Below are 9,081 nucleotides of genomic sequence, written 5' to 3' on the forward strand. Positions count from 1 at the left end.
CCCCTCGAACTTCAACGCGCGGATCGCGCGACACTCCCATGACGGCGATCCGCCATTAACCATGCGAGCTGCGTGCCACGTCGTTTCGACGGGGCAATGAATTGATATATTTATCGAAATTGTCGGGTCGCCATTTGGCTCGGGTTGGCCAGGCAGCGCGAAACTGCCGTGTGGGCTGCAGAAATTGCCGGGTCGTTTACGTGTCGTTAACCATAAAACGGCGATGCTCGGCCCATTCAGGCCTGCGGGATCATCCAGATGCGCATCTACGGACCGAATGGCACCACGCTTGGCACGTCGACCAGCTCGACGCGGCGCACCTCGGGAAGCGGCTTCGCGCTGCCGGATGCGACCACCGCGCAGGAAGAGGTCCGTTCCACCACTGCGCCGAAGGCCGCGGCCAGCCTCGACGCGCTGCTCGCGCTGCAGGGCGTCGAAGATCCGACCGAACGCCGCAAGCGCTCGGTCGCCCGCGGCAAGGGCGCGCTCGACGTGCTCGACGCGCTCAAGCTCGGATTGCTGTCCGGCAATTTCGATTCCTCCACCGTGAACCGGCTGCGCGACGCCGCCGCGAGCCTGAAGGAATCCTCCGGCGATCCCGGCCTCGATGCCGTGCTGAGCGAGATCGAATTGCGCGTCGAAGTCGAACTCGCCAAGGCCGGGCAATACTAGGCTCCTTTCGATCAGCCAACTTCTCTCGAGCCCTTAGCGCCTCGGGCCGCCAGCGCCTCAGGCCGCCAGTGCCTTGCGCTGCGTGTCGTAGCGGCGCTGCGCGGCCAGCACCTCCTTCAGATTCTGCTCGGCCCAGTCGCGCAGCGGATCGACTGCTTCGGCGAGCGTCAGCCCGAGCGGCGTGATCGAATACTCCACAGTGACCGGAACGGTTGCGATCGCGCGGCGGCGCAGCAGCCCGTCGCGCTCGAGGCTCTTCAACACCTGCGACAGCATCTTCTGCGAGATGCCCTCGATGGCGCGGCGCAGCTGGTTGAAGCGCATCGGCTCGCTGCGCAGCAGCAGCAGGATCAGCACCGCCCATTTGTCGCCGACCCGGTCGAGGATCTGGCGCGTCGGGCAATTGGCGGCATAGGCGTCCGGCTTCAGGCTGGCGGCTTTCATCGGGTTACTCCGGCGTAATCAGGTGAGACAAGAGTGCCTTCTTCACACCTACATCCATTTCGCTATCTAGTCACCATTGGAAACTATCAATCGGAGACTAGAATGAAGATCGCCATCGCCGGTGCGTCCGGCCAGGCCGGCTCGCGCCTCACCGCGGAACTCGCCCGCCGCGGCCATGCCGTCACCGCCATCGCCCGCAACCCGGAGAAGATCGCGGTGCTGCCGAACGTCACGGCCAAGAAGGGCGACGTGAACGACCAGGCCGGATTGGCGGCGCTGTGGGCCGGCCATGATGCCGCGATCAGTTCCGTCCATTTCACCGTCAGCGATCCGGTCAAGCTGATCGGGGCAGCCAAGGCGTCCGGGGTCGGCCGCTATCTCGTGGTCGGCGGCGCCGGCAGCCTCGAGGTGGCGCCCGGCGTCCGCCTGGTGACCACCCCGAACTTCCCGGCCCAGTACAAGGCCGAAGCGACCAAAGGGGCCGAATTCCTCGACCTGCTGCGCCAGGAAAAGGACTTGAACTGGACCTTTTTGTCGCCCTCGGCGCTGTTCGTGCCGGGCGAGCGGACCGGCAAGTTCCGCCTCGGCACCGACCGGCTCCTGACCGCGGCCGACGGGAAAAGCTCGATCTCGTTCGAGGATTTCGCAGTCGCACTCGCCGACGAAATCGAGCGCCCGGCCCATATCCGGCAGCGCTTTACGGTCGGCTATTAAGGGGGAGGGGCGGCCCCCAGGCAGGGCGGATAAGTTTGCCTGTGCAAGGCCTTGGGGGCACCCCGGCTTTCGCGGTGGCAGATATTGTCTGTCACATGGCGTGGCTATATAAGGCGCCGCGCAGAGGGGTTTTGTTCCCTCCGCCAGACAGGGACATGGCTGCCTTTGGAAAAGCTGAAGAACTACCGGCCGACTGAAAAAGAGCCTTTCATGAATGAGCGGCAGCGCGAATATTTCCGCGCCAAGCTGCTGGCCTGGAAGGACGAGATCCTCCGCGAATCGAAGATCACGCTGCAGACGTTGCAGGAAGAGAACGTCAACCACCCCGACCTCGCGGACCGAGCTTCCTCGGAAACCGACCGCGCGATCGAACTCCGTGCCCGCGATCGTCAGCGCAAGCTGATCTCCAAGATCGACGCGGCGCTCCAGCGCATCGAAGACAACACCTACGGCTATTGCGAAGAGACTGGTGACCCGATCTCGCTGAAGCGGCTCGAAGCTCGCCCGATCGCGACGCTGTCGGTCGAGGCGCAGGAACGCCACGAGAAGCGCGAGAAGGTCTATCGCGACGAATAGTGGCGGGTGACCACCACCGATTGATCCCGGCGCGCACCGGTTGTAGGTTCGCGCCGCCATGATGACACGCATTCTCGACATCGCCTCGGTGTTCTTCCTGGGCTGATCTGGTTTCCGCAAGGAAACACGCTTCCACGGCGAAGCGCTGATCGTCCCCCTGAGCTTGGGCTCGCGGGATTCCAGTGAACCGAATGAACCGGCCAGGTTCCGCGCAGCGCGGACCATCGATGGCTGGCGACAGTTTGAGAGACAATCATGACCGATCGAGACGACGCGCGCGCGCTGAGCGGCGCGCAAATCGAGCAATTCATCGAACAGGGCTTTGTCAGGATCGACAACGCCTTTCCCCGCGAACTCGCCGATGCCGGCCGCGCCATCATGTGGCGCGACCTGCCGTGCAGCGAGTACGATGCTTCGAGCTGGACCCAGCCGGTGATCCGCTTGCCGGGATATGGCGGCACGCCGTTCCGCGAGGCGATCAACACGCCGGTGCTGTATCGCGCCTTCGACCAGATCGTCGGTCCCGGCCGCTGGTCTCCGCGGCACGACATCGGGACCTTCCCGGTGCGTTTCCCGCATCCGGATGATCCGGGCGATGCCGGCTGGCATGTCGACGTCAGCTTCCCCGGCGACGATTGCGATCCGGACGAGCGGAGCGATTTCTCCGCTTGGCGGGTCAACGTCAACTCGCGCGGCCGCGCGCTGTTGATGCTGTTCCTGTTCTCCGATGTCGGCGAGGACGATGCGCCGACCCGGATCAGGGTCGGCTCGCATGGTCCGATGGCGCGCTACCTCGCACCGGCGGGCGAGGCGGGACGCGCGCGCATGGACCTCGCGCAGATGGGCGCCGATTGCGAGCTCGCACTGGCGACGGGGGAGGCCGGCACCGTCTATTTGTGCCATCCGTTCCTGGTGCACGCCGCGCAAATCCATCGGGGCAAGCGGCCGCGCTTCATGGCACAGCCCGCGCTCAGCCCCGGTGAGCCGTATCGGCTCACGCGTGACGATGGTGCCTACTCGCCGGTCGAGATCGCGATCCGTCAGGCGCTCGACATGGGTTGACCGCGTACCGTTCCGAAGGCGAGACGACATTCAGGCCAATCCGGCCTCGAGTGCCGTCTCGCTCGCCTCCGTCTGACGGCGCGGGCCGTAGGTCTTCGACCACACCAGCAATTCGCGGAACGCCGGCGTCAGGCTCCAGGCCGAATCCGTCAGCTCGTATGCGACCTGCAGCGGCTTCTCGGCGAGCACCTTGCGCGCCACCAGGCCGTCGCGCTCGAGCTCGCGCAGCTGCGCGGTCAGCATGTGCTGGGTGATCGGCACCAGCGCGCGGCGCAGCGCGCCGAACCGCACGCCACCATGCATCAGCGTGAACAGGATCTCGAGCTTCCATTTGCCCCCGAGCGAGCGGATCGCGTGCTTGAACTCGATCAAAAGGCTCGGGTCGGTCGGGCAGCTCTCGCATTCACTGCCGTCACACAGTTCGCTGGTATTGTTTTCCATACCGGTCTCGAATTTCATTCTACTTGTCCAACGTCAGATAGTGACCAGATGCGGGCTGTGCAGGGTGGGCGGCGCAATGTCCGGTCCCGCCGAACCATCAGGAGGGCGAGGACATGAGCACGGTTTTGGTCACAGGCGGTTCGGGTTTCATCGGCGTGCATACCATCCTGCAACTGCTCGCCGACGGGCATGCGGTGCGAACCACGGTGCGCAATCCGGATCGCAGCAACGACGTGATCGCGATGCTGCGCGAAGGCGGCGCGCTGACGGCCGACCGGGTCGGCTTCGTCACCGCCGACCTGCTGCGCGATGACGGCTGGCGCGAGGCGGCCGCAAGGTGCGATTACGTGCTGCATGTCGCATCGCCGCTTGGCGCTCACCTGCCGGAGGACGAGAACGAGCTGATCGTGCCGGCACGGGAAGGCACGCTGCGGGTGCTGCGCGCGGCGCGCGATGCCGGCGTCAAACGCGTCGTCGTCACATCGTCGTTCGCAGCGATCGGCTATGGCCACCCGCCGCAAGCCAAGCCGTTCGATGAGACCGTGTGGTCCAATCTGGATGGCCCCGACGTGCAGGCCTATCCGAAATCCAAGACGCTGGCCGAGCGCGCCGCCTGGGATTTCATCGCCCGCGAAGGAGGTGGCCTCGAGCTTGCGGTGGTCAATCCGACCGCGGTGTTCGGCCCGGCGCTTGGTGCCGATTTCTCGGAGTCGATCGGCATCATCAAGGCGCTGCTCGACGGCGCGATGCCGGCGGTGCCACGGATCCATTTCGGCCTGGTCGACGTGCGCGATGTCGCCGACCTGCATCTGCGCGCCATGACATCGCCCAAGGCCAAGGGCGAACGGTTCCTCGCGGTCGCCGGCGAGACCATGTCGGTGTTGCAGGTCGCCCGGCTGCTGCGCAGAAAGCTCGGCAGCAAGGCGCGGCGGGTGCCGCGGTTCCAGGCGCCGGACTGGATGATGCGGCTGGCCGCGCGGCGCAATCCGTTGGCCCGCGCGGCGCTGCCATTGCTCGGCAAGGTGCGCCGCTCGACCAGCGCCAAGGCGCAAAGTCTGCTCGGCTGGCGGCCGCGCGGCAATGAGGAGATGCTGGTCGCCACCGCCGAGAGCCTGATCAGGCTGGGTCTGGTCAAGGCCTGACGGCGGCTCCCGCCCAGCGTGCTTGCCAGACGCGTCGGCGAGTGCTGAATTGCCGTGAGCAGACGCTGGCGCCAACGCGCCGCCGAGAACATCAGGGAGGCTGCGCAGATGGATCGGGTCCTCGCGGCCGCAAAGGCGATCGCCAACGCGCGCCGCAACCGTACGCCGCTCAAGGCGCTTCCGAAAGACGTCGTGCCGCTCGACGAGGCCGAAGGCTATCAGGTGCAGTACGCGCTGCACGATCTGTTGCAGCCGCAGGTCGGCAGCCTTGTCGGCTACAAGATCGGCTGCACCAGCGCGGTGATGCAGGAGTACATCAACATTCCGCATCCCTGCGGCGGCGGCATATTCGAGAAAGTGGTGCATGACAGCGGCGTGCGGCTGCCGGCGGCCGACTTCGTCCATGTCGGCGTCGAGTGCGAGATCGCGGTGCGGCTGGCGCGCAACCTGGCGCCGAGCGAAGCGCCGTTCACCGCCGAATGGGTGGCGGAGGCGATCGAGGCCTATCATCCCGCGATCGAGATCGTCGACGACCGCTACGTCAAATGGGAGACGCTGGGCGCGCCGACATTGATCGCCGACGACTTCTTCGCTGCCGGCTGCGTGCTCGGCGAAGCCGTGCCGCGCATCACCGTGCCCGATCTGCGCGCGGTCAGCGGGCGCGCGATGGTCAACGGCAACGAGGAAGGGCGCGGCACCGGCGCCGACGTGCTCGGCCATCCCCACAACGCGCTCGCCTGGCTCGCCAATCATCTCGCCACCGAGGGCCGCGGCCTGCATGCCGGCCAGATCGTGATGACCGGCAGCCTGGTCAAAACGATCTGGCTGAAGGCGGGCGATGCGGTCGTGATGGAGCTCGACAGCCTCGGCAAGGTGGAAGCGACGTTTACGTGACTGTTCATGTCCTTCGCGATGGTCACTGGTCTCCCGGCTCACTGTCCGCGCACATCCGAACCGTGCCGTCCCACAACGCGCTCACCGCGTCGAACGGCACGGTCACCCTGGCATATTTGCGCTTGAACCAGACGCCGACCTCGAAGCCGTCCTCGGTCACCACGAGGCGATCGAACTCGTGCTGCAGGATGATGGTGATCTCCTCGGGGTATCTCTCGACCACGGCGGCGGGCAGTTTCACGCCGCGCGCCCTGGTCGCGAAGGTGATGTTGACCGGCCGGTCCTCCGCGGCGCGGCGCAGCGACGCCCTCATCTCGATCCGCTTCGTCGCGGTGTTGCACGGCTCGGCGTCGGCATGCGCCGTCAATGACGCCGCCAGCAGCAGCACTCCCGCGATCCCGGCGCACCGGCGCCACATCCGCTTCTCCATGTCGCTCACGCGATGTCGTTCCTGGCTTCAGTGGCCGCGGGCTGCGCCGAGGTTCAAATCGCCGGCCGCTTGGCGTCCGAGACGAGTTCGACCTTGCCGTCGACCAGCCGGTAGACCGCGCCGACGATCCTGAGCTTGCCCTGGTCGACCGCGGCGCTGAGGATCGGCGTCGCCGATCTGAGCTTCGCGACATTGTCGATCACGTTCTGCCGGATGGCGTTGGTGAGCCGGTCGCCCGGGCCGCCCTCGGTCGCCTTCACAGCCGGCGCGATCGCGGTGACCAGCGAGGGCAGATGTCCGGGCAGGGTGATGTTGTCCTTCAGCGACTTGATCGCGGCGTCGACCGCGCCGCAGTTGTCATGGCCGAGCACCATGAACAGCGGCACGCCGAGCACGGACTGCGCATATTCCAGGCTCGCGATCGTCTCGTTGCTGGCGAAATTGCCGGCGACGCGGCAGACGAACAGGTCGCCGCGCCCGGTGTCGAAGGCATATTCCGGTGCGATGCGGGAGTCCGCGCAACTCAGGATGCCCGCGAATGGATTCTGTCCGCCGGCGAGCGCTTCGCGCTCGTGCTTGAAATCATGCCGCCGCGACACGCCTTCGACGTAGCGCAGATTGCCCTTCAGCAGCCGGTCGAGCGCCGCATCGGGCGACACCACGTTCTGCGGCTTCGGCGGCGGCGTTGTCTCCTTGGCTGTCGCAGGCGGCGCAAAGGCAAGACTGGCCGCGGTGCAGGCCGCCGCGGCGAGGAAGCGCCGCCGCGAGGTCTGGCTGGGAGGAATGACGTCGCAGAGCTGGCACATCAAGGTTCTCCGTGAACAAGGACCGCATCCGCGCAATATGTGTAGGTCATGGGCGGCGCCGCCGCAACGACCCGCCGCACACACACCATCGTCGTCCTGGTGGCCCCGGCGTCGCGCAACGATTGAGAATTGGGGTAATGGGTCCTGGCCTTCGCCAGGACGACGGTGAGGGTGTTTCTCGCTTCAAGATGCCCAACAACGCGGCGTCATCACCCGCGAAAGCGGGTGATCCAGTATTCCAGAGGCGACTGTGCTTGAGCCGAGAAGCCGCGGCGTACTGGATCGCCCGGTCCCGTCTTCGCCAAGGCTTCGACGGGGCTTGCGGTCTTGGGCTCGCCGAAGCTTCAGCGGAGGCGGCGAGCCGGGCGATGACAGTTGTAGATGAGGATACAGTTTCGCATTCTCGCGACATGAATTGTCCGAGCTTTGCTTGTCGTTTCGCCCTCTCCGTTGGTGAGGGCGCAGGGAAAGCCGGGTGCCGATCGCACCCATGGGCCCCGTGCAATAGGTAGAAAGCACGGGGGGTAGGACCACAGGTGTAACCGGAGCAATCCGGCTTTCCCTGCGCGATGGGTTACGGCTTATACGTGCTCTCCCCGGCGAGACTTGGCTTTGTTGTCACCGTCTTCGCAACGCGCATTTGCGCAATCGGAAGAGACACCTACCGCTAGGGCGTCAGGCCTGCACGATTTCGCCGTCCGCCTCATGCGCGTTCGTCAACTGCGCATTCGGCGTCCACCGCATCTCGACCCGCGTTCGTGACGACCGCGAAGCGCCCCTCGATCGGGTGAGACGGGGAATTCATACACCGAGTTGTGCTTCGGATAAAGCGAAATATTTTTGTGCGAACGGATTGACAGATTTTGCTGAGTTGCCCGTCGGGCAAAATGGTCGCGGTGAATAACCTGTGGGTTATGGAATGTCGTGGCCGTCATGTTCCAGGACTGGGGCCGCAGAATTGGCCGATCTTTGACCAAAGTGGTGCGGTCGTGAAAGTTCTCCATTGACTCATTCATAGCCAGCTGGTTATACGTAGATCCATAACCGATGGGTTATTGATCAATGCCGGATGCTCATGACGTGCTGTTTCGAACGCTCGCCGACCCGACCCGCCGGGCGATCTTCGAGCGCCTGTGCCGCGAGGGCGAGCAGACCGTCGGCGCGCTGACGGCGCGGGCCAGGATCTCGCAGCCGGCGGTGTCGAAACATCTCGGCGTGCTGAAGCAGGCGGGGCTGGTGCGCGACCGCCATGAAGGGCGGCAGACGCACTACAGCGCGCAACTCGGCGCGCTGGCGCCGCTGATCGACTGGACCAGCCAGATGGCGGGCTTCTGGCAGAACCGGTTCGACCACCTCGAAGATCTCCTCAAAAGGATGGACCAATGACCAACACCAGCCGTGAGACGCGCGCCGCAGTCGTCGAGCGCGAATTTCCCCATCCGCCGGAAAAGCTCTGGCGCGCGCTGACGCAACCGCATCTGATGGAGGAGTGGCTGATGAAGAACGACTTCAAGCCTGAGGTCGGGCACAGCTTCAATCTGCGCGGCGAGTGGGGCGGGGTGCTGGACTGCAAGGTGCTCGCGGTCGAGCCGCACCGGACGCTGTCCTACACCTGGAATTTCGCGCACGAGGATGCCGCCTACAATCTCGAGAGCGTGGTGGTGTTCACGCTGACGCCGACGGCGAAGGGCACCCATCTGCGCGTCGAGCAGTCCGGCTTCCAGCCGCATCAGAAGCAGGCCTATGGCGGCGCCCATGCCGGTTGGAAGCAGTTCCTCGAGAAGCTCGATCAGCTGATGACGCGCGAGGGCTGACACCCGCGCTCTCTCTCGTCATTGCGAGCCAACGGGTCGGCGCGCAGCGCCGCCCGATGACAGGCTCCGCGAAGCAATCCATCGTG

12 protein-coding genes are annotated in these 9,081 nt (G+C 65.4%); 8 read left to right on the forward strand and 4 right to left on the reverse strand.

Going from position 1 to position 9,081, the window contains the following annotated elements:
- The first annotated feature begins 258 nt into the window (after positions 1–258).
- Complete coding sequence (locus tag ACVINW_RS25320) at positions 259–672, forward strand: flagellar assembly protein FliX (RefSeq protein ID WP_456753823.1); 414 nt, start codon at positions 259–261, stop codon at positions 670–672.
- A 57-nt stretch (positions 673–729) separates the two neighbouring features.
- On the opposite strand, the gene ACVINW_RS25325 is transcribed toward ACVINW_RS25320, so the two are convergent.
- A complete protein-coding gene (locus ACVINW_RS25325) occupies positions 730–1,116 on the reverse strand; it encodes a winged helix-turn-helix transcriptional regulator (protein ID WP_456753824.1) in 387 nt (128 codons plus the stop codon).
- Positions 1,117–1,218: 102 nt separating this feature from the next.
- Between ACVINW_RS25325 and ACVINW_RS25330 the strand changes: the two genes are divergently transcribed.
- From ACVINW_RS25330 to ACVINW_RS25340, 3 genes are all read left to right on the forward strand, one after another.
- Positions 1,219–1,830, forward strand: coding sequence for an NAD(P)-dependent oxidoreductase (locus ACVINW_RS25330; protein WP_456753825.1), 612 nt, complete (start codon positions 1,219–1,221; stop codon positions 1,828–1,830).
- A gap of 210 nt (positions 1,831–2,040) precedes the next feature.
- Positions 2,041–2,406, forward strand: coding sequence for an RNA polymerase-binding protein DksA (gene dksA / locus ACVINW_RS25335; RefSeq protein ID WP_456753826.1), 366 nt, complete (start codon positions 2,041–2,043; stop codon positions 2,404–2,406).
- A gap of 255 nt (positions 2,407–2,661) precedes the next feature.
- On the forward strand, positions 2,662–3,468 hold the full coding sequence (locus ACVINW_RS25340; RefSeq protein ID WP_456753827.1) for a phytanoyl-CoA dioxygenase: 807 nt from the start codon (positions 2,662–2,664) through the stop codon (positions 3,466–3,468).
- Between the two features lie 30 nt (positions 3,469–3,498).
- Here the strand turns inward: ACVINW_RS25340 and ACVINW_RS25345 are convergent, their stop codons facing one another.
- Positions 3,499–3,927: a winged helix-turn-helix transcriptional regulator gene (locus ACVINW_RS25345; RefSeq protein ID WP_456753828.1), complete on the reverse strand. Its 429-nt coding sequence runs from the start codon at positions 3,925–3,927 to the stop codon at positions 3,499–3,501.
- Positions 3,928–4,022: 95 nt separating this feature from the next.
- Here ACVINW_RS25345 and ACVINW_RS25350 point away from each other — a divergent pair, with 95 nt between their 5' ends.
- Together ACVINW_RS25350 and ACVINW_RS25355 are read left to right on the forward strand one after the other, a co-directional pair.
- Positions 4,023–5,051 carry an SDR family oxidoreductase gene (locus tag ACVINW_RS25350; RefSeq protein ID WP_456753829.1) on the forward strand — a complete coding sequence of 343 codons (1,029 nt, stop codon included), beginning with the start codon at positions 4,023–4,025 and terminating at the stop codon, positions 5,049–5,051.
- A 108-nt stretch (positions 5,052–5,159) separates the two neighbouring features.
- Entirely contained in the window at positions 5,160–5,945 is a 786-nt protein-coding gene (locus tag ACVINW_RS25355; protein WP_456753830.1) for a 2-keto-4-pentenoate hydratase, read from the forward strand.
- A gap of 22 nt (positions 5,946–5,967) precedes the next feature.
- On the opposite strand, the gene ACVINW_RS25360 is transcribed toward ACVINW_RS25355, so the two are convergent.
- On the reverse strand, positions 5,968–6,375 hold the full coding sequence (locus ACVINW_RS25360) for a ClpXP protease specificity-enhancing factor SspB (RefSeq protein ID WP_456756494.1): 408 nt from the start codon (positions 6,373–6,375) through the stop codon (positions 5,968–5,970).
- 53 nt (positions 6,376–6,428) lie between these two features.
- Positions 6,429–7,181 (reverse strand): carbonic anhydrase, encoded by a 753-nt coding sequence (locus ACVINW_RS25365; protein ID WP_456753831.1) that lies wholly within the window; start codon positions 7,179–7,181, stop codon positions 6,429–6,431.
- 1,062 nt (positions 7,182–8,243) lie between these two features.
- Between ACVINW_RS25365 and ACVINW_RS25370 the strand changes: the two genes are divergently transcribed.
- On the forward strand, positions 8,244–8,567 hold the full coding sequence (locus ACVINW_RS25370) for an ArsR/SmtB family transcription factor (protein WP_163154645.1): 324 nt from the start codon (positions 8,244–8,246) through the stop codon (positions 8,565–8,567).
- Positions 8,564–8,995 (forward strand): SRPBCC family protein, encoded by a 432-nt coding sequence (locus tag ACVINW_RS25375; protein ID WP_456753832.1) that lies wholly within the window; start codon positions 8,564–8,566, stop codon positions 8,993–8,995. Before ACVINW_RS25370 ends, ACVINW_RS25375 begins: the two co-directional genes overlap by 4 nt.
- The last annotated feature ends 86 nt before the right edge of the window (positions 8,996–9,081 follow it).

Source organism: Bradyrhizobium sp. USDA 4461 (assembly GCF_054055655.1).

What these genes read in the sequence shown, in the direction of transcription:
- ACVINW_RS25320 (WP_456753823.1), top strand. Translation starts at nt 259, where the DNA reads ATGCGCATCTACGGACCGAATGGCACCACGCTTGGCACGTCGACCAGC.
- ACVINW_RS25325 (WP_456753824.1), bottom strand. Translation starts at nt 1,116, where the DNA reads ATGAAAGCCGCCAGCCTGAAGCCGGACGCCTATGCCGCCAATTGCCCG.
- ACVINW_RS25330 (WP_456753825.1), top strand. Translation starts at nt 1,219, where the DNA reads ATGAAGATCGCCATCGCCGGTGCGTCCGGCCAGGCCGGCTCGCGCCTC.
- dksA (WP_456753826.1), top strand. Translation starts at nt 2,041, where the DNA reads ATGAATGAGCGGCAGCGCGAATATTTCCGCGCCAAGCTGCTGGCCTGG.
- ACVINW_RS25340 (WP_456753827.1), top strand. Translation starts at nt 2,662, where the DNA reads ATGACCGATCGAGACGACGCGCGCGCGCTGAGCGGCGCGCAAATCGAG.
- ACVINW_RS25345 (WP_456753828.1), bottom strand. Translation starts at nt 3,927, where the DNA reads ATGAAATTCGAGACCGGTATGGAAAACAATACCAGCGAACTGTGTGAC.
- ACVINW_RS25350 (WP_456753829.1), top strand. Translation starts at nt 4,023, where the DNA reads ATGAGCACGGTTTTGGTCACAGGCGGTTCGGGTTTCATCGGCGTGCAT.
- ACVINW_RS25355 (WP_456753830.1), top strand. Translation starts at nt 5,160, where the DNA reads ATGGATCGGGTCCTCGCGGCCGCAAAGGCGATCGCCAACGCGCGCCGC.
- ACVINW_RS25360 (WP_456756494.1), bottom strand. Translation starts at nt 6,375, where the DNA reads ATGGAGAAGCGGATGTGGCGCCGGTGCGCCGGGATCGCGGGAGTGCTG.
- ACVINW_RS25365 (WP_456753831.1), bottom strand. Translation starts at nt 7,181, where the DNA reads ATGTGCCAGCTCTGCGACGTCATTCCTCCCAGCCAGACCTCGCGGCGG.
- ACVINW_RS25370 (WP_163154645.1), top strand. Translation starts at nt 8,244, where the DNA reads ATGCCGGATGCTCATGACGTGCTGTTTCGAACGCTCGCCGACCCGACC.
- ACVINW_RS25375 (WP_456753832.1), top strand. Translation starts at nt 8,564, where the DNA reads ATGACCAACACCAGCCGTGAGACGCGCGCCGCAGTCGTCGAGCGCGAA.